The sequence below is a fragment of the Methylobacterium fujisawaense genome (assembly GCF_014138435.1).
GTDB classification, from domain to species: Bacteria; Pseudomonadota; Alphaproteobacteria; order Rhizobiales; family Beijerinckiaceae; genus Methylobacterium; species Methylobacterium fujisawaense.
In genome coordinates this window covers 101,464-125,594 of record NZ_JACJIM010000010.1, presented here as the reverse complement: position 1 = coordinate 125,594, position 24,131 = coordinate 101,464, and the positions used below count along the sequence as shown (strand labels likewise).

General features: G+C 70.4%; 20 protein-coding genes. 14 read left to right on the top strand and 6 right to left on the bottom strand.

Annotated elements, in window-relative coordinates; translation table 11 throughout:
* Positions 1-3 precede the first annotated feature (3 nt).
* The 6 genes from GGQ91_RS25630 to GGQ91_RS25605 all read left to right on the top strand — a co-directional run bounded on the left by GGQ91_RS25630 (position 4) and on the right by GGQ91_RS25605 (position 9,769).
* Positions 4-1,893, top strand: a complete 1,890-nt coding sequence (locus GGQ91_RS25630; RefSeq protein WP_043385017.1) for a glycoside hydrolase family 15 protein — start codon at positions 4-6, stop codon at positions 1,891-1,893.
* Entirely contained in the window at positions 1,890-3,965 is a 2,076-nt protein-coding gene (gene tkt, locus GGQ91_RS25625; RefSeq protein WP_182593143.1) for a transketolase, read from the top strand. The genes GGQ91_RS25630 and tkt overlap by 4 nt, the downstream gene beginning before the upstream one ends.
* Before the next feature lie 233 nt (positions 3,966-4,198).
* Positions 4,199-7,045, top strand: coding sequence for a bifunctional transaldolase/phosoglucose isomerase (locus tag GGQ91_RS25620; RefSeq protein ID WP_182593142.1), 2,847 nt, complete (start codon positions 4,199-4,201; stop codon positions 7,043-7,045).
* Between the two features lie 111 nt (positions 7,046-7,156).
* Positions 7,157-8,134, top strand: coding sequence for a phosphogluconate dehydrogenase (NAD(+)-dependent, decarboxylating) (gene gnd / locus GGQ91_RS25615; protein WP_182593141.1), 978 nt, complete (start codon positions 7,157-7,159; stop codon positions 8,132-8,134).
* Between the two features lie 65 nt (positions 8,135-8,199).
* Complete coding sequence (gene pgl / locus GGQ91_RS25610; protein ID WP_182593140.1) at positions 8,200-8,925, top strand: 6-phosphogluconolactonase; 726 nt, start codon at positions 8,200-8,202, stop codon at positions 8,923-8,925.
* A gap of 322 nt (positions 8,926-9,247) precedes the next feature.
* A complete protein-coding gene (locus tag GGQ91_RS25605; protein WP_182593139.1) occupies positions 9,248-9,769 on the top strand; it encodes a cysteine dioxygenase in 522 nt (173 codons plus the stop codon).
* A 22-nt stretch (positions 9,770-9,791) separates the two neighbouring features.
* On the opposite strand, the gene GGQ91_RS25600 is transcribed toward GGQ91_RS25605, so the two are convergent.
* Both GGQ91_RS25600 and GGQ91_RS25595 read right to left on the bottom strand, forming a co-directional pair.
* Complete coding sequence (locus GGQ91_RS25600; RefSeq protein WP_043384177.1) at positions 9,792-10,253, bottom strand: Lrp/AsnC family transcriptional regulator; 462 nt, start codon at positions 10,251-10,253, stop codon at positions 9,792-9,794.
* Positions 10,254-10,288: 35 nt separating this feature from the next.
* The gene (locus GGQ91_RS25595; protein ID WP_043355214.1) at positions 10,289-11,413 is read right to left on the bottom strand and encodes a 2'-deoxycytidine 5'-triphosphate deaminase; all 1,125 of its coding nucleotides are present in this window, start codon (positions 11,411-11,413) and stop codon (positions 10,289-10,291) included.
* 275 nt (positions 11,414-11,688) lie between these two features.
* Between GGQ91_RS25595 and apaG the strand changes: the two genes are divergently transcribed.
* The 3 genes from apaG to speG are packed head-to-tail and all read left to right on the top strand — an operon-like array spanning position 11,689 to position 13,851.
* Entirely contained in the window at positions 11,689-12,081 is a 393-nt protein-coding gene (gene apaG, locus GGQ91_RS25590; protein ID WP_043355208.1) for a Co2+/Mg2+ efflux protein ApaG, read from the top strand.
* Between the two features lie 34 nt (positions 12,082-12,115).
* A complete protein-coding gene (gene argE, locus GGQ91_RS25585; RefSeq protein ID WP_043355210.1) occupies positions 12,116-13,285 on the top strand; it encodes an acetylornithine deacetylase in 1,170 nt (389 codons plus the stop codon).
* A complete protein-coding gene (gene speG, locus GGQ91_RS25580; RefSeq protein ID WP_078946951.1) occupies positions 13,282-13,851 on the top strand; it encodes a spermidine N1-acetyltransferase in 570 nt (189 codons plus the stop codon). The genes argE and speG overlap by 4 nt, the downstream gene beginning before the upstream one ends.
* 220 nt (positions 13,852-14,071) lie before the next feature.
* Here the strand turns inward: speG and GGQ91_RS25575 are convergent, their stop codons facing one another.
* The 4 genes from GGQ91_RS25575 to GGQ91_RS25560 form a co-directional block, all read right to left on the bottom strand.
* Positions 14,072-15,334 (bottom strand): hypothetical protein, encoded by a 1,263-nt coding sequence (locus GGQ91_RS25575; protein WP_182593138.1) that lies wholly within the window; start codon positions 15,332-15,334, stop codon positions 14,072-14,074.
* 169 nt (positions 15,335-15,503) lie between these two features.
* A complete protein-coding gene (locus tag GGQ91_RS25570; protein ID WP_043355216.1) occupies positions 15,504-16,547 on the bottom strand; it encodes an Hsp33 family molecular chaperone in 1,044 nt (347 codons plus the stop codon).
* 275 nt (positions 16,548-16,822) lie between these two features.
* The gene (gene argF / locus GGQ91_RS25565) at positions 16,823-17,803 is read right to left on the bottom strand and encodes an ornithine carbamoyltransferase (RefSeq protein WP_051045020.1); all 981 of its coding nucleotides are present in this window, start codon (positions 17,801-17,803) and stop codon (positions 16,823-16,825) included.
* Between the two features lie 168 nt (positions 17,804-17,971).
* Positions 17,972-19,162, bottom strand: coding sequence for an aspartate aminotransferase family protein (locus GGQ91_RS25560; protein ID WP_043384310.1), 1,191 nt, complete (start codon positions 19,160-19,162; stop codon positions 17,972-17,974).
* 372 nt (positions 19,163-19,534) lie between these two features.
* Here GGQ91_RS25560 and GGQ91_RS25555 point away from each other — a divergent pair, with 372 nt between their 5' ends.
* From GGQ91_RS25555 to GGQ91_RS25535, 5 genes are all read left to right on the top strand, one after another.
* Positions 19,535-20,008, top strand: coding sequence for a RidA family protein (locus GGQ91_RS25555; protein WP_179696670.1), 474 nt, complete (start codon positions 19,535-19,537; stop codon positions 20,006-20,008).
* A 2-nt stretch (positions 20,009-20,010) separates the two neighbouring features.
* Complete coding sequence (locus GGQ91_RS25550; protein ID WP_182593137.1) at positions 20,011-20,760, top strand: glycerophosphodiester phosphodiesterase family protein; 750 nt, start codon at positions 20,011-20,013, stop codon at positions 20,758-20,760.
* Positions 20,761-20,802: 42 nt separating this feature from the next.
* A complete protein-coding gene (locus GGQ91_RS25545) occupies positions 20,803-21,237 on the top strand; it encodes a lysozyme inhibitor LprI family protein (protein ID WP_182593136.1) in 435 nt (144 codons plus the stop codon).
* 197 nt (positions 21,238-21,434) lie between these two features.
* Positions 21,435-22,712 (top strand): GNAT family N-acetyltransferase, encoded by a 1,278-nt coding sequence (locus tag GGQ91_RS25540; RefSeq protein WP_182593135.1) that lies wholly within the window; start codon positions 21,435-21,437, stop codon positions 22,710-22,712.
* Between the two features lie 3 nt (positions 22,713-22,715).
* Positions 22,716-23,876, top strand: a complete 1,161-nt coding sequence (locus GGQ91_RS25535; RefSeq protein WP_043384193.1) for a M20 aminoacylase family protein — start codon at positions 22,716-22,718, stop codon at positions 23,874-23,876.
* Positions 23,877-24,131: the final 255 nt, after the last annotated feature.

Genomic DNA, 24,131 nt, shown 5'->3' with positions numbered 1-24,131 from the left:
CGGATGGCTGCACGCATCGAGGATTACGCGCTCGTCGGGGATTGCCGCAGCGCCGCGCTGATCAGCCGGCAGGGCAGCGTCGATTGGTTGTGCTGGCCGCGCTTCGACGCGGCCGCCCTGTTCACCAGCCTGCTGGGCACCGAGGCGCACGGCTTCTGGAAGATCTTCCCCGAGGCGGAGCACGTCGAGACCCGGTGGTCCTACCGCCCGGGCAGCCTCGTCCTGGAGACGCGGCACACCACGCGGCTCGGCGAGGTCCTGGTCACGGACTTCATGCCCGTCGGCGACGGATCGCATCTCGTGCGCCTCGTCGAGGGCGTGCACGGGCGGGTCGCCATGCGGATGGAGATGGCGGTCCGGTTCGATTACGGCTCGGCCGTGCCCTGGGTGTCGCGCTCCGAGCTGGGCGACCTGCGCGCCGTCTCGGGACCGCACAAAGTCGTGCTGCGCTCCGACGTCCATCTCAAGGGATCGGAGGCGCAGACCACCGTGGCCGAGTTCACGGTCCATGCCGGCGACCAGCACCGGTTCGTCCTGAGCTACGGGGCCTCCCACGAGGACGATCCGCCCCCGATCGAGCCGCGCAAGGTTCTCGAAGCCACGGATCAGCACTGGCGGGATTGGGCGTGCCGCTGCGCGGGCGGCGCCCCCTGGGATCGGATGCTCCAGCGCTCCCTGCTGACCCTCAAGGCGCTGATCTACGAACCCACCGGCGGCATCGTGGCGGCGCCCACGGCGTCCCTGCCGGAGGGGCTCGGCGGGATCCGCAACTGGGATTACCGGTTCTGCTGGCTGCGCGATTCGACCCTGACCCTGATCGCCCTGATGGATGCGGGCTATATCGACGAGGCCCGGGACTGGCTGGGCTGGCTGCTTCGGGCCGTGGCCGGCAATCCCGAGCAGGCGCACATCCTCTACGGGATCGGCGGCGAGCGGCTGCTGCCCGAGATCGAGCTCGACTGGCTGCCGGGCTACGAGAATTCGAGGCCCGTGCGAATCGGCAACGCCGCCGCCAGCCAGTTCCAGATCGACGTCTACGGCGAGCTGTTCGACGCGCTCTATCAGGCTCATGCCCGCGGATTGCCGGTGAGCCAGGACGGCCTGCGGGTCGGCCTCGCGATCCTCGGCCACCTGGAGCAGGCATGGCGCGAGCCCGACGAGGGGATCTGGGAGGTGCGCGGCGGGCGGCGCCACTTCACCCATTCCAAGGTCATGGCCTGGGTGGCGTTCGACCGGGCCCTGCGCATGCACGAGATGCACGAATCGGGCGCCACCGAGGAACATGCCAAGCGCTGGCGCGCCATCAAGGACGAGATCCACGCCGAGGTCTGCGCCAAGGGCTTCGACCCGGCGCTCAACAGCTTCGTCCAGTCCTATGGCTCGAAGGCGCTGGACGCGAGCCTGCTGCTCATCGCCCATACCGGCTTCCTGCCGCAGGACGACCCCCGGGTGATCGGCACCGTCGAGGCGATCGGCAAGGGGCTGATGCGGGACGGGTTCATCCTCCGCTACGAGACCGAGGGCCAGACGACCGACGGCCTGACGGGCAGCGAGGGGGCTTTCCTGCCCTGCACCTTCTGGTACGCCGACAACCTCATCGGCCTGGGGCGCCGCGACGAAGCGGGGGTGCTGATCGAGCGCCTGATCGGCATCTGCACCGATCTCGGCCTGGTCAGCGAGGAATACGACGTGCAAGCCAAGCGTCTTGTGGGTAACTTCCCTCAGGCGTTCACGCACGTCGCGCTCGTCAACACGCTGCTCAGCTATACGCGCGGCGAAGGGCCGGCGGATCGGCAGGGTGGTAAGGCCAACGGAGCCCCTCCCGCCGTCCTACGGCAGCGCGAAGCCGCGAAACGGACCGCGCGAGGCGAACTGGAAGACGCGACATCATGAGCGGTGCTGACACTCCCGCCAAGGCGGACCTCGCTGAGATCGATACGCTCAGCATCAACACGATCCGGACGCTCGCGATCGACGCGGTGCAGAAGGCCAATTCCGGCCATGCCGGCGCGCCCATGGCGCTGGCGCCGGTCGCCTACACCCTGTGGAACCGCTACCTGCGCTACGATCCGGCCCATCCGCACTGGCCGAACCGCGACCGCTTCGTGCTGTCCTGCGGCCACGCCTCGATGCTGCTCTACGGGCTGCTGCATCTCGCGGGCGTCGCGCAGAGCGACGGCGGCAACGCGCCGGCGGTGTCGCTGGACGACATCAAGAAGTTCCGCCAGCTGGACAGCCGGACCCCGGGCCATCCCGAGTACCACTTCACCACCGGCGTCGAGACCACCACCGGCCCGCTCGGCCAGGGTGTGGCCAACTCGGTCGGCATGGCCATGGGCAGCCGCTTCCTCGGCCAGCACCTGAACAGGCCGAACCTGCCGCTCTTCGACTACAACGTCTACGCGATGTGCTCGGACGGCGACCTGATGGAGGGCGTGGCCTCGGAGGCTGCGTCCCTCGCCGGCCACCTCCGGCTCGCGAACCTCTGCTGGATCTACGACGACAACACCATCACCATCGAGGGCCACACCGAGCTGGCCTTCGGCGAGGAGGTGGCCACCCGGTTCCTCGCTTACGGCTGGCAGGTTCTGCGCGTTGCGGACGCCAACGACGTGCACGCGCTCGCCGGCTCGATCGAGACCTTCCTCGCCACCAACGACCGGCCGACCCTGATCATCGTCAAGTCGGTGATCGGCTACGGGGCGCCGAAGAAGCAGGGCACGTCCAAGGCCCACTCGGACGCGCTGGGCGAAGACGAGGTCAAGGGGGCCAAGCGCGCCTACGGCTGGCCGGAGGACGCGCAGTTCCTCGTCCCGGACGGCGTCCGCGAGAATTTCCGCGATGGGATCGGCAAGCGCGGCGCCGGCCTCTACGACGCGTGGCAGGGCCTGCTGAGCCAGGCCAAGGCGGCGGATGCCGCCCACGCCGAGGACCTGAACGCCTTCCTGGAAGGCCGGCTGCCGCACGGCTGGGACAAGGACATCCTGGTCTTCGAGGCCGACGCCAAGGGCCTCGCCACCCGGGAATCCTCCGGCAAGGTGCTGAACGCCATCGCCCAGCACGTGCCGTTCCTGCTCGGCGGCTCGGCGGATCTGGCGCCGTCCAACAAGTCGAACCTGACCTTCGAGGGCGCGGGCTCGTTCGGCCCGTTCTCGCCGGGCGGCCGCAACCTGCATTTCGGCGTCCGCGAACACGCCATGGGCTCGATCGTGAACGGCCTCGGCCTCTCGGGGCTGCGGGCCTACGGCGCGACCTTCCTGGTTTTCGCCGATTACATGCGCCCGCCGATCCGTCTCGCCGCCCTGATGGAGCTGCCAGTCTTCCACATCTTCACGCACGATTCGATCGGCGTGGGCGAGGACGGGCCGACCCACCAGCCCGTCGAGCAGCTGCTGTCGCTGCGCTGCATCCCGGGCCTCGTGACCCTGCGCCCGGCCGATGCCAACGAAGTGGCCGAGGCCTACCGGGTGATCTTCTCGCTGAGGAACCAGCCGGCCGTGCTCGCGCTCTCCCGCCAGCCGCTGCCGACCCTCGACCGGACCCGGTACGGCGCGGCCTCCGGCACCGCCAAGGGCGGCTACGTGCTCGCCGATTGCGACGGCACGCCCGACGTCATCCTGCTGGGCTCGGGTTCCGAGGTGCAGCTCTGCGTCGGCGCCTACGAGGCGCTGAAGGCCGAGGGCGTGAAGGCCCGGGTGGTGTCGATGCCGTCCTGGGACCTGTTCGAGCGGCAGGATCAGGCCTACCGCGACTCGGTGCTGCCGCCCGCCGTCAAGGCACGGGTGGCCGTCGAGCAGGGCAGTGTCATCGGCTGGGACCGCTACGCCGGCTCCGAGGGCGCGATCATCGGCATGCACACCTTCGGCGCCTCGGCGCCGATCAAGGATCTCCAGACCAAATTCGGCTTCACCCCCGACAAGGTCCTGGAGGCCGCGAAGGCGCAGATGGCCAAGCATAAGCGGTAACAGCTGATGCGCGACGCCTCCCTCCCCCCTCTGCGGGGGGAGGGAGACCCCGAAGGGGGTCGGGAGAGGGGAGCGACGGTGCACAGGACGGTGCCGTCCTTTATGAAGGCCGCGTCCTTCCCTGAACCCGGGTCCCCCTCTCCCGACCCTCGCAGACGCGAGGGCCACCCTCCCCTGCAGAGGGGGGAGGGAGAGCGCCCGGCAAGTGGCGGCACGCGAGACGAGGAACCGACATGAACGCGCTCAAGGCCCTGCACGACGAACAGGATCAGGCGGTCTGGCTCGACTTCGTGGCCCGCGGCTTCATCCAGAAAGGCGAACTGAAGCAGCTCGTCGAGCGCGACGGCTTGCGCGGCGTCACCTCCAACCCGTCGATCTTCGAGAAGGCGATCGGGCACTCGGACGAGTACGACGACAGCCTGAAGGCCGTTCAGGTGACAGGGGACAGCCGCGTCATCGACCTCTACGAGGGTCTCGCCATCGCCGACATCCAGGCGGCCGCCGACGTGCTCCGCCCGGTCTACGAGGCGAGCGACGGGGCCGACGGCTATGTCAGCCTGGAGGTCTCGCCCTACCTCGCCCTCGACACCGAGGAGACGCTGGCCGAAGCCCGGCGCTTGCACAAGGCGGTCGCCCGCGACAACCTGATGGTGAAGGTGCCGGCCACACCGGAGGGTATCCCGGCGATCCGGCAGCTCACCAGCGAGGGCATCTCGATCAACGTCACCCTCCTGTTCTCGCAGGAGGCCTACGAGGCCGTAGCCCGCGCCTTCATCGACGGGCTGGACGCGCGCGCGAAGGCCGGCCACGACGTCTCGAAGGTCGCCAGCGTGGCGAGCTTCTTCATCAGCCGCATCGACGTCCTGGTCGACAAGCGCCTCGACGAGAAGATCGCCGAGGCCAACGATCCCGACGAGAAATTCGCCCTGGAGCAGCTGAAGGGAAAGGTGGCGATCGCCAACGCCAAGCTCGCCTACCAGCGTTACAAGCGGATCTTCGCGGAGTCCAAGTGGACGGCCCTGGCCGAGAAGGGCGCCAAGGCGCAGCGCCTGCTCTGGGCCTCCACCGGCACGAAGAACAAGGCCTATTCGGACGTCCTCTACGTCGAGGAGCTGATCGGGCCGAACACCGTCAACACCATGCCGCCCGCCACCATGGACGCGTTCCGCGACCACGGCGTGGTGCGGGCGACGATCGAGGAGGACGTGCCCGGCGCCGAGGCCGTGATGGCCAAGCTCGCGCGGTCCGGCATCGACATCGAGGCCGTCGCCGAGCAGCTGGTGAAGGAGGGCGTGCAGCTCTTCATCGACGCCGCCGACAACCTGCTCGGCGCCGTGGCGGGCAAGCGCACCGCGCTCCTGGGGCATCGGCTGGACGGCCAGAGCCTCGTCATGGACGACACCCTCGCGGCCGAGGCCAAGAAGACCGTCGAATCCTGGCGCGCGAGCGGCTCGATCCGTCGGCTCTGGGCGGGCGATGCCTCGGTCTGGTCCGGCCATGACGAGGCGAACTGGCTCGGCTGGCTGCACATCGTCGAGGAGGAACTGGAGAAGGCCGCCGACTACGCGGCTTTCTCGGACTGGGTGAAGGCGGAAGGCTTCACCGACGTCGTCGTGCTGGGCATGGGCGGATCGAGCCTCGGCCCGGAGGTTCTGAGCCTGACCTACGGCCAGCGCGAAGGCTTCCCGAAGCTTCAGATCCTCGACTCGACCCACCCGGATCAGGTGCGCGCCCTGGAGGCGAGCATCGATCTGGCGAAGACGCTGTTCATCGTCGCGTCGAAATCCGGCTCGACGCTGGAGCCCAACGTCTTCCGCGACTACTTCCTGGCCCGCGCCAAGGACGTGCTCGGCGACCGGGCCGGCGGCCACTTCGTGGCCGTCACCGACCCCGGCTCCGACATGGAGCGCGCCGCGAAGGCGGACGGGTTCAAGCGCATCTTCTACGGCGTGAAGCAGATCGGCGGGCGCTACTCGGTGCTCTCGGCCTTCGGCCTCGTGCCGGCGGCCGCCATGGGCCTCGACGTCAAGGCGCTTCTGGAGACGGCCCGAATCATGGTCCGTTCCTGCGGCCCGGCGGTGCCCCCGGCCCAGAACCCGGGCGTGCTGCTCGGGACCGCCATGGGCGCGGCGGCGCTGGCCGGCCGCGACAAGGTGACGATCGTCGCCTCCCCGGCGATCGCGAGCTTCGGCGCCTGGGCCGAGCAGCTGATCGCGGAATCGACCGGCAAGCAGGGCAAGGGCTTGGTTCCCGTGGACGGCGAGCCGGTGGGCGTTCCGGCGGTCTACGGGCACGACCGGTTCTTCATCTATCTCCGCCTCGACGGCAACGCCGAGGCGGCGCAGGACGAGGCCCTGCGGGCCCTGGAGCGGGACGGCCACCCGATCGCCCGCATCACCCTCGATTCGGTCGAGCAGCTGCCGCAGGAATTCTACCGGCTGGAGATGGCCACCGCCGTGGCCGGCGCGGTGATCGGCATCAACCCGTTCGACCAGCCCGACGTCGAGGCCAGCAAGGTCGAGACCAAGAAGCTGTTCGCCGAGGCCGAGGCGAGCGGCGCCCTCCCCGCGGAGACGCCGCTCTTCTCGGATGATGCGATCGCCCTCTACGCCGACCCGCAGAACGCGGACGGTTTGAAGCAGGCGACCGACGGCCTGGAGCCTGCGCTCAAGGCGCAGATCGCCCGGCTGAAGGACGGCGATTACCTCGGGCTGCTCGCCTACGTGCCGCGCAACGCCGAGACCGCCGATATCCTCCAGGAGGCACGGATCGCCGTACGCGACACCCGCAAGGTGGCGACCTGCCTGGAGTTCGGGCCCCGGTTCCTGCACTCCACCGGTCAGGCCTACAAGGGCGGCCCGGATACCGGCGTGTTCCTGCAGATCACCGCGGATCCGTCGCAGGACCTGCCGATCCCGGGCCGCTCCCTCGGCTTCGCCACCGTCGTGGCCGCGCAGGCGCGGGGTGATTTCGCCGTGCTGGCCGAGCGGGGCCGGCGGGCGCTGCGGGTCCACATCAAGGGCGACCTCGAGGCCGGGCTGAAGCGCATCGCGGCGGCCCTCAAGGCCGCCGTGGCGTAGGCGCCGGAGGTGGGGGCGATTCCCGATGAGGCTCAGCGGTCCCGTCTGCACCACCCCCACCCCTGACCCCTCCCCGCACGGGGGAGGAAAACCCCCGAGGAGATGACGGCAATGCAACTCGGCATGATCGGCCTCGGCCGGATGGGCGGCAACATCGTCCGGCGTCTCCTGCGCGACGGACACACGGCCGTGGTGTTCGACCAGAACCCGGAGGCCGTCGCGGCGCTGGTGGAGGCCGGCGCGGTCGGCGCATCGAGCCTGGAGGATCTGGTCTCCAAGCTGGAGGTGCCGCGCGCGGCCTGGGTGATGTTGCCGGCCGGCGCGATCACCGAGCAGGCGGTCCAGACGCTGTCGGGCCTGATGCAGGCGGGCGACTGCGTCATCGACGGCGGCAATTCCTTCTACGGTGACGATGTCCGCCGTGGGCTCGCTCTGAAGGAGAAGGGCCTGCACTACGTGGATGTCGGCACCTCGGGCGGCGTCTGGGGCCTGGAGCGCGGCTACTGCATGATGATCGGCGGCGACACGGAGACCGTCGACCGCCTCGACCCGATCTTCAAGACCCTGGCGCCGGGCGTCGGTGACATCCCCAAGACGCCGAACCGCGAGGGGCGCGACTCGCGTGCCGAGCAGGGCTACATCCATGCCGGGCCGACCGGTGCCGGCCACTTCGTCAAGATGGTCCATAACGGCATCGAGTACGGGCTGATGCAGGCCTATGCCGAGGGGTTCGACATCCTCCGCCACGCCAATGCCCAGGAGCTGCCGGCCGAGCGCCGCTTCGACCTGAACATGGGCGACATCGCCGAGGTCTGGCGGCGCGGCAGCGTCGTCTCGTCGTGGCTCCTCGACCTGACCGCCCAGGCGCTGGCGGGCGACGAGCAGCTCACCGACTTCTCCGGCTACGTGGAGGATTCGGGCGAGGGCCGCTGGACCATCAACGCCGCCGTCGAGGAAGGCGTCCCGGCGACGGTGCTCTCCGCCGCCCTCTACCGCCGCTTCCGCTCCCGGGAGCACGCGAGCTACGCCGACAAGCTGCTCTCGGCGATGCGCAAGGGCTTCGGCGGCCACCAGGAGCCGAAGGGCTGAGCCGGCCGCCTCGGGCCGCCCGCAGACCGACCCGTCCGACCCCCGAAGCCGCAGGGCCGTCACCCATGAGCCTTCCCGCCGGAAGCCACATCCTGAAGGATCCGGAGGCGGTCGCCCGCGCGGCGGCCGAGCGGCTCATCGAGGCCTGCGGCGAGAGCCGGTCCGAGCGGATCGCGATCTGCCTCTCGGGCGGTTCGACGCCCAAGGTGCTGTACGGCCTGCTCTCGGGGCCGGACTACGCGACCCGGCTGCCCTGGGCGCGAATCCACTGGTTCTTCGGGGATGATCGCGCGGTGCCGTGGGACGACCCGCGCAGCAATGTCCGGATGGTCCGAGAGGCGTTCGGGCACGGTGCCCCGATCCCGCCGACGCACCTCCACTTCATCCCGTCCGACGCAGGCCCGGACGCGGGCGCCCGCGCCTATGAGCGGACGCTTCTCGACTTCTACGGCGCCGAGCGCCTCGATCCGGCACGGCCGCTGTTCGATCTCGTTCTGCTCGGCCTCGGCGAGGACGGGCACACCGCCTCGCTGTTTCCCGGCACGCCTGCCGCCGACGAGGCCCGGCGGCTCGTCGTCCCCGTGCCCGAGGCCGGCCTGGAGCCGTTCGTCCCGCGGATCAGCCTGACGCTGCCGGCGCTCGCCTCCTCGCGGCACGTGCTGTTTCTGGTCACCGGCGCCGGCAAGCGGGCGCCCCTCGCCCGGCTCGCCGCGGGCGAGAGCCTGCCCGCCGGCCGTGTGACCAGCACGGGCGCCGTGGCGTGGCTGCTCGACGAGGCCGCGGCCGGCTGACACCCTCGGTGGTTCTCGCCGGCGGCATCGCGGGCTCATCCGCCGCCCTTTCCCGGCAGGAACCGATCCCCGGAGAGCTATGGCGTCGGGACGGCCGGACGTTCGCCGACGGCACGCCCGGTTCCGTCACGACGGCATCGGCTTCGCCGGGATAGCGGAGGGCGCGCAACGGGATTTCGTCCGATCGCCGATTAGCGCAATCCCATTGCTCGCTCGGGCGACATCGCGGTCAAGAACGCAACCCCGCGCCGTCGGGCCTGCGGTACGCTTCGCGCAGCCTCGTGAAGGGCGCCGCGTGAAGGGCGCCGAAGGAGACCCGCCGATGCCGCAGACGACCATCCCGACCGATGTCGAGGCGATGATGGCGAGCCTCGCCCGTTCCGCGGGCCGCTCGCCGGAGGCCTATCTGGCCGCGGCCCGGGCCACGCTGGTCCGCATCCTGACCCAGCCGGATCTCCTCGACCCGTCGCGGCTGGTCGGCCGCGGTCCGGGCCTGAGCCGCAATCTGCTGTTCGGCACCGAGGCGATCAGCATCTGGGCGATGGTGTGGGCGCCGGGCGCGGTGACGCCGGTCCACGACCATCACTGCTCGTGCTGTTTCGGCCTGCTGCGCGGCCGGCTGCGGGAAACGTGGTACCGCCCGATCAGCGAGACCCACGCGGTGGCGACGCAGGACGTCGTCCGCGAGCCCGGCTTCGTCGCCTGCATGATGCCGTCGGGACCGAACCTGCACCGGATCGCCAATGACGGGCCGGACGCGGCCGTCTCGATCCACGTCTACGGCTACGACCACCGGGCGCAGGATTCGTCGATCCACCGGACCTACGCGGTCGCGGCGGGCTGAGTCGCGCCGCGGAGCGACCGCGTCACGTCACGTAGATCGTCGGGACCGCGGTCGTGTACTTCATCTCCTCCATGGCGATGGAGGAGGACAGGTTCGAGAAGTCGAGCTTGGCGATGAGGCGCTGGTAGACCGCGTCGTAGGCCTCGATGTCCGGCACCACGATCCGCAAAAGGTAGTCGATCTCGCCGGTCAGGCGCCACGCCTCGACGATCTCCGGGAAGCCGGCGACGACCCGCCGGAACGCGTCGGACCAGTCGGCGGCGTGACGGGGCGCCTTCACGGCCACGAACACCGTGGTGGGGACGTTGACCTTGCGGCGATCCACCAGGGCGACCCGGCGCCGGATCACGCCGGAGGCCTCCAGCTTCTTCACCCGGCGCCAGCAGGGGGCTGCGCTGATCCCGACCTGCTCGGCGAGTTCGGCCACCGGGAGGGTCGCGTCCTGCTGGAGGAGGTCCAGGATCTTCCGGTCCACCGCGTCCATGCGAACGATGCTCCCGTCGACGGCTCCGGGCCGGATTACAACGCGAAGTGCTTCGAGAGCTTGAGGCCCTGGGCCTGGTAGTTCGACCCCGCCCCCGCCCCGTAGAGCGTCTCCGGGAGGTCGAGCATGCGCTCGTAGACGAGGCGGCCGACGATCTGCCCGTCCTCCAGCAGGAACGGCACGTCGCGGGAGCGGACTTCCAGGACGGCCCGCGCCCCCTCCCCGCCGGCTCCGGCATAGCCGAAGCCCGGATCGAAGAAGCCGGCGTAGTGGACCCGGAACTCGCCCACCAGCGGATCGAACGGCACCATCTCGGCGGCGTGGTCCGGCGGGACCTGGACCGCTTCCTTGGAGGCCAGGATGTAGAATTGCCCGGGATCGAGGATCAGGCTGCCCGATCCGTCGGCCGCCAGGGGCTCCCAGAAATCCGCGGCGCGATGACGGCCGGGGGCGTCCACGTCCACGAGGCCGGTATGGCGCTTCGCCCGATAGCCGACGAGGCCGTCGAAGCCGGAGAGGTCCACCGAGACCGCCACACCGCCCTGAAGGGACGGACTGCCCACGTCGACCAGCGCCGAGCGGGCATGGAGCAGGCCGAGCTCGGCCTCGGTCAGCCGTGGCGCCCCGCGGCGGAAGCGGATCTGCGACAGGCGCGAGCCGGTCCGCACGAGGACCGGGAAGGTGCGCGGCGAGATCTCCGCGTAGAGCGGCCCGTCATAGCCGGGCTCCACCTGATCGAAGGCCTCGCCCCGGTCGGTGATGACCCGGGTGAAGACGTCGATGCGCCCGGTCGAACTTTTGGGGTTGGCCGCCGCCGCGAGATCGCCCGGCAAGGCGAGGCTCTCCTGCAACTCGGCGATGTAGACGCAGCCCGTCTCCAGGACGGCACCCGGTCGCAGGTCGACGGCGTGCAGCGACAGCCGGTCGACGCAGGCCTGGACCGTCCGGCCGGAGCCCGGCAGGAAGCTCGTCCGCACCCGGTAGGCCTTGGCGCCCAGGCGCAGGTCGAGGCTCGCGGGCTGGATCTGGTCGGGCGCGAAGGGCGTCGCAGCGCGGATCCCGCCCGCCCTGGCCAGGGCGGCGATCGCCTGGGCCGGCAGAATGCCGGACCGGCCATCCGCGCCCGAATCGGCGGCTCCCGTGGCTGCGCCCGCGTTCATCGCGCCCATGACTCCTTCGCGCGCCCGGCAGGTCCGCGTCGGCGAGCGTTGTCGGCCGGGACCCGCTAACGCGGGCTTAACCGCTTCCGAGGGCCGCGTCATGTCGGCGCCGCGACCCGGCCGGTCGCGGCGCCCGGCCCGGGGCCGGGATCGGGACGACGCGAGGTAGTCCGCCGCAATTGACGGCGATTCCGCCGCCTACTACGACCGGCCAGGAAGCGCGTTCCTTTCGGCTTCTGCGAATCGCACAGTCCGAAGAAGGGCCAAATAGGGCGATGTACAAGGCCGAGACACGGGGAATTAGTGTGACCGTGCAATCTCGCTTCGTCGAGGAGGAATCCTCGCCGAATGAGAGCCGTTACTTCTTCGCCTACACGGTCGAGATCGTGAACAACGGCAGCGAGCAGGTTCAGCTGCGCTCGCGGCATTGGCGCATCATCGACGGCCACGGCGCCTGCCAGGAGGTGCGCGGCACCGGCGTGGTCGGGAAGCAGCCCGTGCTGGAGCCGGGCGAGTCCTTCTGCTACACCAGCGGCTGTCCCCTCAACACGCCCGACGGGTTGATGGCCGGCAGCTACACCATGGCGACGGTGGCCGGCGAGAGCTTCGAGGCCGAGATCCCCGCCTTCTCCCTCGACAGCCCGCACGTCCGCCGCAGCCTGCACTGAGGTCCCGGCCCGGGGCCTCGCCCCGGAGGAATCCATGTCCGCGACCGGCGAGCGGCTCAGCCCGCTCGACATGCTCGCCCGCCTCGTGTCCTTCGACACGGAGAGCGACAAGTCCAACCTCCCGCTGATCGAGGCCGTCTGCGATTATCTGGGCGGCTGGAACGTCCCGTATCTGCATCTGCCGAACCCTGGGGGCGACAAGGCGGCCGTCCTCGCCACGATCGGGCCGATGGTCGATGGCGGCGTCGTCCTGTCCGGACATACCGACGTGGTGCCGGTGACGGGGCAGGCCTGGACCAGCGACCCGTTCACGCTGCGCCTTGCCGACGGCCGGGCCTACGGGCGGGGCGCGGTCGACATGAAGGGTTTCGACGCGCTGGCCCTGGCCCTGGTGCCCGACATGCTCGCCGCCGGCCTGAAGCGGCCGATCCACATCCTGCTCTCCTACGATGAGGAGACGACCTGTCTCGGATCCATGGACGGGATCGCGCGGTTCGGCGCCGACCTGCCGCGGCCCGCCGCGGTGATCGTCGGCGAGCCCACCGGCATGGAGGTGGCGGACGCCCACAAGAGCATCGTCACCTGCCTCACCACGGTTCACGGCCATGAGGCCCATTCGGCCCGTCCCGCCCTCGGGGCGAACGCCGTCTCGGCCGCCTGCGATCTCGTGGCCGGCCTCAACCGGATCGCCGATCTGATGATCGAGCGCGGCGACCCGTCCGGGCGGTTCGACCCGGCCTCGACCACAGTCCATGTGGGGACGATCCAAGGCGGGACCGCCCGGAACATCCTGGCCAAGGAGTGCCGCTTCCTCTGGGAGTATCGCGGCCTCCCGGATCTCGACCCGGCCGAGATTCCGCGCCTCTTCGCCCAGGAGGTCGAGCGGGTCACCCGCGAGCGCCTGAACCGCTACGGCGCGTATGGGCGGATCGAGACCCTTGAGGAGGTGGACATCCCGGGCTTGGCCCCCGAGCCGGGCTCGGAGGCCGAGCGGCTCTGCCTGCGTCTCGCCGGACGCAACCATACCGTCGCCGTCCCCTACGCCACCGAGGCCGGACGGTTCCAGGCGGCGGGCCTCCCGACGGTGGTCTGCGGCCCCGGCGACATCGCCCAGGCGCACCAGCCCGACGAGTTCATCACCCTCGACGCCCTCGGCCAGGGTGAGCGGTTCCTGCGCAACCTGATCGAGGCGTGTGCGTCATGAACGCGATGAGCGGAATCACCATCAAGCTGCGACCGCTGGAGCGGGAGGACCTGCGTTTCGTCCACCAGCTCAACAACAACGACAGCATCATGCGCTACTGGTTCGAGGAGGCCTACGAGTCCTTCGCCGAACTCCAGCAGCTCTACGAGCGCAACATCCACAATCAGACCGAGCGCCGTTTCATCGTCGCCGATCCGAGCGGAGAACCGGCCGGACTGATCGAGCTGGTCGAGATCAACCACCTGCACCGGCGCTGCGAGTTCCAGATCGCGATCCATCCGAGCTTCCAGGGGCGCGGCTACGCGTGGCAGGCAACCCGGATCGCCATGGATTACGCCTTCAGCGTGCTCAACATCCACAAGCTCTACCTGCACGTCGACCGGGACAATGCCCGGGCCGTGCGGATCTACGAGCGCTGCGGCTTCCATCCCGAGGGCGTGCTCAAGGACGAGTTCTTCGTGAACGGGCGCTACCGCGACGCCGTGCGGATGTGCCTGTTCCAGCCCGAATATCTCAGGGCCCGCGGCGGTGGCGGCGACATCGCGGAGCCCGTCCTGAAGGCGTGAGACCGTTCGACCGGAGGGCCGGGGGCGAGGCAGCCCCTCGCAACAGCCGCGACGCCGTCGAACATTGTCGCCGAGGCCATCCCGCACGTCCGGGCTCCGCGAGGCCGGACGGCGGATGTTCACCGACCGGCCTCGCTCCGCGTCCTGAGACGAGGCGCGGGGCCGTCGACCGAGACAGAAGGGGGGAGGAGCGCCACGGCTCCTCCCCCTGATCGTCGCGTCAGTTGCGGCCGGCACCCGCCTGACCGCCCGACCGGCCCGCACCCTGCGCGCCGTCCATGCCGGCCTTGCCGCCGTTCATGCCGCCACGCTCGGCGCCGCCCATCCGGCCGCCTTCGGCGCCGGACTTCATGCCACCCGCCTGGCCGCCGCGATCCGACGCGTTGCGGATGCCGTCCTGCTGGCCGCCGCGCATGTCGCTGTTGCGCATGCCGTCCGTCTTGCCGCCCGTCTTGCCGTCCATCTTGCCGTCCCGACCGGCGGCCCGATCCATGCCGCGATCCTGGCCGCGGTCGTTGCGGTCCGTCCGGGTGTCGTTGCGACCCTCGGTCCGCGAGACGTCGCGGATGCCGTCCCGGCCGCCGCGGTTGTCGAAGCGCGCGCCGGCCCGCTGCTCGGAGCGGAAGCTCGCGCTGACCGCGCCGCCGCCGCTGAGACGGCGATATTCCGCGGAGCCGTAGCGCACCCGCTGACCGCGGATCGTCACGAAGCGATCCTCCTGGACCGAGACGAGGCGACGGTACTCGGGCGAACCGTAGAGGACGCGCTGGCCGCGGACGACGACGTAGCGCGCGCGGGGTCCGGTCTCGCGGATGCTGACGAGACGACGGTACTCGGGCGAACCGTAGAGGACGCGCTGGCCGCGAATGACGACATAGCGGACGCGCGGGCCACGGTTCTCGGTGACGATCAGGCGCCGATACTCGGGGGAGCCGTACACGACGCGGCGGCCACCGATGAACACGTAGCGCCCCTCACGGCGGAAGCCGCCTTCGAAGCGCTCGGACCGGATATCGGTACGGCTCACATCCGTCCGACCGCGGAAATCAGCACGGTCGCCACGCCGCTCACCATGACGGTCGCCATGCCGATCACCGTGCCGGTCGCCGCGCTCGGCGCGGTCGCCGGTGCGATCGCCGCGCTCATTCCGCTCGGCGCGGTCGCCATCCCCACCGCCACGCTCGGCACCGGCCCGATCCTTGTCCTGGGCCATGCGACCCTCGCCGCCGGCCTCACGGCCCTGCGCGGACCGGCCCGTCTCGGCGGCCCCGCGCTCGGAGCCCGCCTGGCGGCCGGCCTTCATGTCGCCCTGCGCGCCACCTTGAGCGCCACCCTGCATCCCGCCGCGCTCGCCGCCGCCGGCCTTCATGCTGGACTCGGCAGCTCCCTGACCGCCACGTCCGCCCATCTCGGCGCCACCCTGCTGGGCATAGGCCGAGGTGCTGATCAGCAGCGCAGCCAAACCAATCGACATCTTCCGCATGGCGAAACCTCCAATCTTGAATCTGCCACGCAACGTCGAAGGTCGCGAAACGGTTCAGACTGGAGGATCCAAAAATTCACGCAACGAATACCGAACTTCGTGCGTTTCGCGCGGAAAAGCTTGGCCATAAGCACGGGTCTGTGGATCCGTGCTTGCGCCGATCGGCGCTCTACTGGGTCGGCTGTCCGGCAACCTCCGCCTCGACCTCCTGGGGATCGAGATCGTAGCGCCGGGAGCAGAACTCGCAGGTGATGACGATGCGTCCGTCATCCGCCACCATGTCGTGGCGCTCCTGCGGGGAGAACGAGCGGATCATGCCCATCACGCGCTCGCGCGAGCAGCGGCAGGTCTCCCGGACCGGCTGGCGGTCGAACACCCGCACCCCGCGCTGGTGAAACAGCCTGTAGAGCAGCCGCTCGCTGGAGACATGCGGATCGACGAGTTCGTGATCCTCGATCGTGGCGACCAGCGAGCGGGCCTCGACCCAGGCATCGTCCTCCGGTGCCTCGCCCGAGAGATGCCTGTGCCCCTCGGGAATGTCGCCCGGCGGCAGATCGGCGAGGCGCGCCCGGTCCACCGACTGCGGCAGGAACTGCACGAGCAGCCCGCCGGCCCGCCAGCGTCCGGCCCCCTCCTCCACGGCCTCGGCCACGGCGAGGCGCACCTGTGTGGGGATCTGTTCCGACTGCCGGAAGTACTGATACGCGGCCTCCTCCAGGCTCTGGCCCTCAAGGGCCACGACGCCCTGGTAGCGGCTGGCGGCCGTGCCCTGGTCGATGGTCATGGCCAGATGGCCGGTGCCGATCAGGTCGGAATCCGCGAGCGGGCCGGTGCCGAGGGCGGCCACGCGTGCCGGGTCGAACCGCGCGGTGGCGCGCAGCCGGTCCGGGGCCTCGAAATCGACCACGATCATCGCGACCGGACCGTCGGTCTTGGTCTGGAGCTGGAACCGGCCCTCGAACTTGAGGGAGGAGCCGAGCAGCACCGTCAGCGCCGCCGCCTCGCCGAGGAGGCGTGCCACCGGGTCCGGATAGCCGTGGCGGCGCAGGATCGTATCCACGGCGGGACCGAGCCGCACGACGCGTCCGCGCACGTCCAGCGCCTCGACGGCGAAGGGCAGCACGGCATCGTCCGCCCCTGCCTGGCCGTTGCCGGCATTCTCGGGCTGCGACGGGGAATGAGACGGGGAATGCGACTGGGTTCCTGAGGTCATGCCCTCTCCGATCGATGCGTCCGGCATGTCGTGCCGGCGAGGCGTGGATCCGTCCTCCCGGCGGACCGGGCGGCGTGAGGCGATGACCTTGGCGGAGCGATCGGATCCCTCACCCCGACCGGCCCGGAGTCGGAGCCGCCGCGCTGCGCGCGCCGTCCGTCGCCGGGATGCCGCCTGACGGCAGCCATGATGGGGAGGCGGACGGCACCGGCCGACCGCTCACGCCCATATGGTGCACCGACCCCGCCAGCGCGAGGCCGGTGACATCGACCGGATCAGAGCCCGTTCGCGCCCAGGCACCAGGCTAGGATGCCCTTCTGCGCGTGCAGGCGATTCTCGGCCTCGTCGAACACCACGGAGCGCGGGCCGTCCATCACGTCGGCCGTCACCTCCTCGCCGCGATGGGCCGGGAGACAGTGCATGAAGATCGCGTCCGGATTCGCCGCCGCCATCAGCTTGGCGTTGACCTGATAGGGGCTGAGCAGGTTGTGCCGGTGGGCCTCGTCGTCGTCGCCCATCGACACCCAGCAATCGGTGACCACGGCATCGACGCCCTCCACCGCCGCGAAGGCGTCGGTGGTGACGTGGATGTCGGCGCCCTCCTGCTGCGCCCAGGCGAGGAGCGCGGGGGGCGGGGCCAGCTCGGGCGGGCTCGCGATGTTGAGCGTGAAGTCGAACCGCGCGGCCGCATGGACCCAGCTCGCCAGCACATTGTTGGCATCGCCGGACCAGGCCACTTTGCGGCCCTTGATCGGCCCGCAATGCTCCTCGAAGGTCAGCACGTCGGCCATGATCTGGCAGGGATGCGAGACCTTGGTCAGGGCGTTGATCACCGGGACGGTGGCGTACTCGGCCAGTTCCAGCATCTGACCGTGGTCGAGGATGCGGATCATGATCGCGTCGACGAAGCGGGACAGCACCTGCGCGGTGTCGCCGATGGTCTCGCCGCGCCCGAGCTGCATCTCCGAGCCGGTGAGCATCAGGGTCTCGCCGCCGAGTTCGCGCATGGCGACGTCGAAGGACACGCGGGTGCGGGTCGAGGGCCGGTCGAACACCATCGCCAGGGTCTTGCCCGTGAGGGGGCGCTCCGCGGCCAGTTCGCCCTTCCGACGGCGCCCCTTGATGGCGGCGCTGGCATCGAGGACCCGGCGCAGCTCTGCTCCGGAAAAGTCCTTCAGATCGAGGAAATGACGAGGGCCGGCACCGTTCAGGTGCCTGGCCGGGGCCTGTGCCCGGCCGTCAATCTGGGCTTTCATCGCGTCACAATAACTAGAGTCTGCTCAACGATCACCTGATCATGAACCGCACTCTACCTCCTGGCAGGGGCATCTCCGTCAGGCGCGGCGGGATCGACCGCGCCCGGAAATGCTTCGGGCCGCCCCCCGGCATCCGGAGGGCGGTGTTCTGAAACTCTCGGATCGGTCCTACTCGGCCGCGCCGCGCACGGCCTCGAAGCTGGACGCCGCCGCGTCCAGGCGCCGGACCGCCTCGTCGATCTCGGTCTCGCCGATGGTCAGCGGCGGCAGCAGGCGGACGATGTTGTCGCCCGCCGGGATCACCAGCAGGTGCGCGTCCCGCGCGGCGGCGGCGAAATCCGTGTTCGGCACGCCGAGCTTGAGGCCGAGCATCAGCCCCTCGCCGCGGATCTCCTCGATGACGTGCGGATGGCGATCGCGCAAAGCCGCGAGTTTCTGCTTGAGCAGCAGGCCGGAGCGGGCGACGCGATCGAGGAAGCCCTCCTCCAGCACGACGTCCAGCACGGCGTTGCCCACCGCCATGGCGAGGGGGTTGCCGCCGAAGGTGGTGCCGTGCGTGCCGGCGGTCATGCCGCGGGCCGCCTCGCGGGTGGCGAGGCAGGCGCCGAGGGGAAAGCCGCCGCCGATGCCCTTGGCCGCGCTCATGATGTCCGGCGTGATGCCGGACCATTCATGGGCGAACAGCCGGCCGGTGCGGCCGACGCCGGTCTGGACCTCGTCCATGATCAGAAGCAGGCCCTTCGCGTCGCAGATCTCGCGCAGCCGGCGCAGGTCCGCGTGGGGAATCACCCGCACGCCGCCCTCGCCCTGGATCGGCTCGATCATCAGTGCCGCCGTCTCCGGCCCGATCACCGCCTCCAGCGCCGCCCAGTCGCCGGCCGGGACCTGATCGAACCCCTCGACCTTCGGCCCGAACCCCTCGATGTACTTCTGCTGTCCGCCGGCCGCGAGCGTCGCCAGGGTCCGCCCGTGGAAGGCGCCCGCGAAGGTGACGATCCGGTACCGCTCCGGATGGCCGTCGGCCGCGTGGTACTTGCGGGCGATCTTGATCGCCGCCTCGTTGGCTTCCGCGCCCGAGTTGCAGAAGAACACCACGTCCGCGAAGGTCGCATCGACGAGCCGCTGCCCGAGGCGTTCGCCGCCGGGGATCTGGAACAGGTTCGAGGTGTGCCAGATCTTGCCCGCCTGCTCGGTGAGCGCGCCGACGAGATGCGGATGGGCGTGGCCGAGGCCGTTCACCGCGATGCCGGCGCCGAAATCGAGGTATCGCTCGCCGCCCTCCGTCACGAGCCAGGCGCCCTCGCCGCGCTCGAAGGCGAGCGGCGCGCGGACGTAGGTCGGCAGAAGGGCTGACGTCACGGGTCCCATCTCCGTTTCATGCAGGATCCGGGAGCCAGCGTTGAGCCGGCTCCAAATGAAAGTGCCGCCTCAGTCCTGGGCGGCACGCGCGCGATTACTATGAAAGAGCCGGCTCCTGTCAACGTTTCAATGTCAGGTGGGCCCGCCGGGCAGGCCTGCACGGAGCACGGACAGAGCTGATCTCTGGGACAAATCCGCGGCTTTGCCGTGCGCCGTCGGCGAATCGCGAGCCCGCGAAACGGAGGCTGGACGGCCGCCGCCGCGGCCGGTCATCGAGGCCGCGATCCGAGCCTTCGCGGCGCGCGGCCCTTGCGCCGCGGGGCGCGGCCGTGCTCCTGCTCCCGCGGATTCGCAGGAACCAGGGAGAACCCGATGAGCTCGATCAAGGAACGCCTGGAGGCGCTGGGCCTGACCCTGCCCAAGGCGGCCGCGCCCGTCGCCAACTATGTGCCGTTCGTGCGCACCGGCAACCTCGTGGTGATCTCCGGCCAGGTCTGCTTCGGCGCGGACGGCGCCATCGCGGCCGAGCACAAGGGCAAGGTCGGCGGCGGGGTCTCGGCGGAGGCCGGCAAGGCGGCCGCCCGCCTGTGCGCCCTCAACGTCCTCGCCCAGCTCGAGGCCGCGGTCGGCGACCTCGACCACGCGGTGGTGCAATGCGTGCGGCTCGGCGGCTTCATCAACGCGGCGCCGGGCTTCTCGGCGGTGGCCGGGGTGATGAACGGCGCCTCCGACCTGATGGTCGAGCTGCTCGGCGACCGCGGGCGCCATGCCCGCTCCACCGTCGGCGTTGCGGAGCTGCCCCTCGACGCCGCCGTCGAGGTCGAGGCGATGTTCGAGGTCCGCTGACGGTGGGCGCCCCCGATTGGCTCACCGCGCGGCCGATCGCCCATCGCGGCCTGCACGACCGGGCGGCGGGCCGGCCGGAGAACACGCTGGCGGCGGCCCGGGCGGCGGTCGCGGGCGGCTTCGCCATCGAGTGCGACGTCCAGTTGAGTGCCGACGGCGAGGCGATGGTGTTCCACGACGCCGCCCTCGGCCGCCTCACGACGGCGCGCGAGGCGGTGGCCGAACGGTCGGCCGCCGAACTCGGGACGCTCAAAGTCGCCGGGTCCGCGGAGACGATCCCGACGCTGCCGGCCTTCCTGGCGGCGGTGGCCGGGGTCGTGCCGGTGGTGATCGAGGTGAAGTCCCGCTACGACGGCGACCTGCGGCTCGCGACCCGCACCGCCGAGGTCGCCGCGGCCTATGCCGGGCCGGTGGCGCTGAAATCCTTCGACCCGCAGGTGGTCGCGGCCCTGCGCGATCTCTGCCCTGCCACGATCCCGCGAGGCATCGTGGCGGAGACCACGCAGGACGATCCCGCCTACGCGGCGCTGACGCCCTCGCTCCGCCGGTCGCTCTCCGACCTGCTGCACTTCGCCGAGACCAGGCCCGACTTCCTGTCCTGGCGGGTGGACGACCTGCCCTGCGCGCCGACCTATCTCTGCCGGCTGCTCGCACGGGTCCCGGTGATGACCTGGACGGTCCGGACCGAGGAGCAGCGCGCCCGGGCCGCCGCACACGCGGACCAGATGGTGTTCGAGGGATTCGTCCCGTAAATTTTTCTAAGACCCGTCCGATTCGTCACGACGAAGACCGCCATGACCGTTTCGAGTGAATCGCGCGCACGGTTCGTGCGGCTCTGCGGCGGGCTCGCCCTCGCCGCGACCCTGCTCTCCCCGGTGCCCGCCGCTGCGGCCGACCCGTGCGAGGGCACGACCCAGGCGGATCTCAACGCCTGCGCGGGTGCCGATTACCGGACCGCCGATACGGCGTTGAACGCCGTCTATGGGCAGTTGATGAAGAAGGTCGGTCCGAAGACGAAGGACGCCCTGCGGGGCGCCCAGAAGGCCTGGCTGTCGTACCGGGACACGACCTGCTTCCTCGAGACCATGGGTTTCGACGGGGGCTCGGCCTACGCGATGGAATACAACGGCTGCCTGAAGGGCCTGACCGACGCGCGGACCAAGATCCTGAAGGGATATCTCGACTGCAAGCCGGACAATGTGTCCTGCGTGGGCCGGCTCGGGGAGTGAGCGCGGGCCGCGACGGCGGCGTCCCGTTCGGGTCTCAGGCCCGTTTCCGCGCCGTCGAGCAAGCCGTCGAGGAAGCGCGCGACGGCGGGTCCGGCGCGCGCAGCGGGTGACGGCGGCGGCCATCTGACAAGGCAGCCATGGCTGCCGTGCGCATCCGCCCGCTTGCTCCCTGCGGGGCACAGGCTAGATTCCGGCCCATGAAGCAAGCACCCGGGCCGACGCCGGAGACCGCCGCACTCACCGTGCGGGCGCTTCCCGGATTGAAGGAGATCGGCGCCGCGGATTGGGATGCCTGCGCCTTCTCGGCCGAGACGCTGGCGGCGGGCGACGAGACCCACAATCCCTTCCTGTCGCACGCCTTCCTGTCGGCGCTGGAGGATTCGGGCTGCGTCTCCCGCAGGACCGGCTGGCTGCCGCTCCACATCTCGGTCGAGCGCGACGGCGAGCGCCTCGGCGTGGCGCCCTGCTACCTGAAATCCCACAGCCAGGGCGAGTACGTGTTCGATCACGGCTGGGCCGACGCCTATGAGCGGGCCGGCGGCGCCTACTACCCGAAGCTGCAAGTCAGCGTGCCGTTCACGCCGGTGACCGGCCCCCGCTTCCTGATCGCGCCGGGGGCCGATCCCGACGAGGCCACCGCCGGCCTCGTCGCGGGCCTGCGGGCGCTGCGGGGCGAGACCAAGGCCTCCTCGATCCACGTCACCTTCATGCGCGAGGCGGAGTGGGAGCGGGCCGGCGCCGCCGGCTTCCTGCAGCGCACCGACCAGCAGTTCCACTGGCAGAACGACGGCTACGCCACCTTCGACGACTTCCTGGCCGCCCTCGCCTCGCGCAAGCGCAAGACCATCCGCAAGGAGCGCCGCGACGCCCTCGCGCCCGGGATCACCGTGGAGCACCTCACCGGCGCGGACATCACCGAGGCCCATTGGGACGCGTTCTACGCCTTCTACATGGACACGGGCTCCCGGAAATGGGGACGGCCCTACCTCAACCGCCGCTTCTTCTCGCTCCTGTCCGAGCGCATGGCCGACCGGGTGCTCCTCGTGATGGCCAAGCGCGCGGGCACCTACATCGCCGGGGCCATCAACCTCATCGGCGACACGGCGCTCTACGGGCGCAACTGGGGCTGCATCGAGGACCACCCCTTCCTGCATTTCGAGATCTGCTACTATCAGGCGATCGACTTCGCGATTGCCCGAGGCCTGAAGCGGGTCGAGGCGGGCGCGCAGGGCGAGCACAAGCTCGCCCGCGGCTACCGGCCGGTCCTGATGCATTCGGCCCACGACATCGCCGACCCGGCCCTGCGCCGCGCGGTGGCCGATTACTTGCAGCGGGAGCGCGCCCACGTCGCCGAGGCGGTGGACGTCCTCGACACGTTGACGCCGTTCCGGCGCACGGACGAGGGCGGTGCCTGCGACGGCGCTGCGCTTTCCGAAACCTCGCCCTCCAAGACGTCAGCCCCCGAGAGTCCGTAAGACATGAGCCCGATCGACCGTATCCAGACCTATGCCGACGAGCTGACGGCCCTGCGCCGCGACCTGCACGCCCATCCGGAGCTCGGCTTCGAGGAGGTGCGCACCGCCGGCATCGTCGCCGACCTCCTCGAGACCTTCGGCTGCGAGGTGCATCGCGGCGTTGGCGGCACCGGCGTGGTGGGACTGCTCAAGGGCCGCACCGACAACGGCCGCCGGATCGGCCTGCGCGCCGACATGGACGCCCTGCCCATCGAGGAGGAGACCAACCTCCCCTATCGCTCGACCTATGCCGGCAAGATGCACGCCTGCGGCCATGACGGCCACACCACGATGCTGCTGGGCGCGGCGCGCTACCTCGCCGAGACCCGCGACTTCGACGGCACCGCGGTGTTCGTGTTCCAACCGGCCGAGGAGGGCCGCGGCGGCGCCCGGGCCATGCTGAAGGACGGGCTGTTCGAGCGCTTCCCCTGCGACGAGATCTACGGCCTGCACAACCAGCCGGGCGGCGGCCACGGCATGATCAAGCTGCGGCCGGGGCCGATCATGGCGGCGGCGGACTTCTTCGACATCCACATCCGCGGCAAGGGCATCCACGCGGCCCAGCCGCACCGGGGCGTCGACCCGATCATCATCGCCACCGGCCTCGCCCAGGCCTTGCAGTCGATCGTGTCGCGCAACGCCGATCCGCTGAAATCCATCGTGCTGTCGATCACCCGGATCGAGGCGGGCTCCGCCTACAACGTCATCCCGGAGACGGCCCATCTCGCCGGCACGATCCGCACCTTCGACAAGGAGATCCGGGCCCTCGCCGGCGCCCGCATGCGCGAGCTGGCGGCGGGCTTCGGCGCGGCCTACGGCGCCGAGGTCACGGTCGACCTGCAGGACGTGTTCTCCGTGTTGGAGAACGCCCCCGAGCAGGCGGCCGCCGCCACGGAGGTCGCCACCGAGCTGCTGGGCGCCGACAAGGTCGAGGCGAACGTCGTGCCGAAGATGGGCAGCGAGGACTTCGCCGACATGACCATGGCGGTGCCCGGCGCCTATGTCTGGCTCGGCGCCAATCCGGGTCCCGGCCTGCACAATGCCGGCTACAACTTCGACGACTCGATCATCCCGATCGGCAGCGCCTTCCTCGCCCGGATGGTGGAGCGGCGCACCGCCGCCTGACGCCCGGCGGTCCCCGCCGTCCGGAGCTGTCCGGATGGCGGGCGATGATGGGTCTGGGCGCAGGCGACCGTCGACAGACCGACCGATCGGTGCGATTCTTGACGCAACCAGCCCGCGAACCAACACGGGCCGTGATGGGAGGGCGCCATGTCACCGGAGATACGGGAATCCCGCGCGGCGCTGATCCTGCTCGCCGCCTCGGTGGGAGCGGTTCTGATTTTCGGCGCGTTCACGCTGCTCACGCAACTCGGTTGA

Bases quoted from the DNA above. Each gene is read 5' to 3' on its own strand.
- GGQ91_RS25535 (WP_043384193.1), top strand. From the start codon at position 22,716: ATGAGCCCGATCGACCGTATCCAGACCTATGCCGACGAGCTGACGGCC.
- GGQ91_RS25595 (WP_043355214.1), bottom strand. From the start codon at position 11,413: ATGAACGCGGGCGCAGCCACGGGAGCCGCCGATTCGGGCGCGGATGGC.
- speG (WP_078946951.1), top strand. From the start codon at position 13,282: ATGAACGCGATGAGCGGAATCACCATCAAGCTGCGACCGCTGGAGCGG.
- argF (WP_051045020.1), bottom strand. From the start codon at position 17,803: ATGAAAGCCCAGATTGACGGCCGGGCACAGGCCCCGGCCAGGCACCTG.
- GGQ91_RS25570 (WP_043355216.1), bottom strand. From the start codon at position 16,547: ATGACCTCAGGAACCCAGTCGCATTCCCCGTCTCATTCCCCGTCGCAG.
- tkt (WP_182593143.1), top strand. From the start codon at position 1,890: ATGAGCGGTGCTGACACTCCCGCCAAGGCGGACCTCGCTGAGATCGAT.
- GGQ91_RS25575 (WP_182593138.1), bottom strand. From the start codon at position 15,334: ATGCGGAAGATGTCGATTGGTTTGGCTGCGCTGCTGATCAGCACCTCG.
- apaG (WP_043355208.1), top strand. From the start codon at position 11,689: ATGTACAAGGCCGAGACACGGGGAATTAGTGTGACCGTGCAATCTCGC.
- GGQ91_RS25540 (WP_182593135.1), top strand. From the start codon at position 21,435: ATGAAGCAAGCACCCGGGCCGACGCCGGAGACCGCCGCACTCACCGTG.
- GGQ91_RS25630 (WP_043385017.1), top strand. From the start codon at position 4: ATGGCTGCACGCATCGAGGATTACGCGCTCGTCGGGGATTGCCGCAGC.
- GGQ91_RS25555 (WP_179696670.1), top strand. From the start codon at position 19,535: ATGAGCTCGATCAAGGAACGCCTGGAGGCGCTGGGCCTGACCCTGCCC.
- gnd (WP_182593141.1), top strand. From the start codon at position 7,157: ATGCAACTCGGCATGATCGGCCTCGGCCGGATGGGCGGCAACATCGTC.
- pgl (WP_182593140.1), top strand. From the start codon at position 8,200: ATGAGCCTTCCCGCCGGAAGCCACATCCTGAAGGATCCGGAGGCGGTC.
- GGQ91_RS25620 (WP_182593142.1), top strand. From the start codon at position 4,199: ATGAACGCGCTCAAGGCCCTGCACGACGAACAGGATCAGGCGGTCTGG.
- argE (WP_043355210.1), top strand. From the start codon at position 12,116: ATGTCCGCGACCGGCGAGCGGCTCAGCCCGCTCGACATGCTCGCCCGC.
- GGQ91_RS25600 (WP_043384177.1), bottom strand. From the start codon at position 10,253: ATGGACGCGGTGGACCGGAAGATCCTGGACCTCCTCCAGCAGGACGCG.
- GGQ91_RS25545 (WP_182593136.1), top strand. From the start codon at position 20,803: ATGACCGTTTCGAGTGAATCGCGCGCACGGTTCGTGCGGCTCTGCGGC.
- GGQ91_RS25605 (WP_182593139.1), top strand. From the start codon at position 9,248: ATGCCGCAGACGACCATCCCGACCGATGTCGAGGCGATGATGGCGAGC.